This window comes from Micromonospora sp. NRRL B-16802 (assembly GCF_001279555.1).
GTDB lineage: Bacteria > Actinomycetota > Actinomycetes > Mycobacteriales > Micromonosporaceae > Micromonospora > Micromonospora profundi.
In genome coordinates this window covers 1-205 of sequence record NZ_LGEB01000044.1, presented here as the reverse complement: position 1 = coordinate 205, position 205 = coordinate 1, and the positions used below count along the sequence as shown (strand labels likewise).

At 65.9% G+C, this 205-nt stretch carries 1 protein-coding gene; it reads right to left on the bottom strand.

Going from position 1 to position 205, the window contains the following annotated elements; genetic code table 11:
• On the bottom strand, window positions 1–205 hold a 205-nt coding region (locus tag ADK66_RS06395; protein WP_197281438.1), incomplete at both ends, for a helix-turn-helix domain-containing protein.

Here is a 205-nt window from a genome sequence, read left to right as displayed (position 1 = left end):
TTTTGGGTCCAGGGCGTCGAACCCCCGATCGTTGAACGCGTGGATCACGTCGCGGACGTAGTCCTCGCTGGCCTTGAGCAGATGAGCGATGTCCGGGGCTGGTTGGCCCTGGGCGGACATCAGCACCACGATCGCCCGCCGCAGCTTCACCGGGTCCTTCGCCGTCCGGGTGATCCGCTGCAACCGTTGACCCTCGACCATCGAC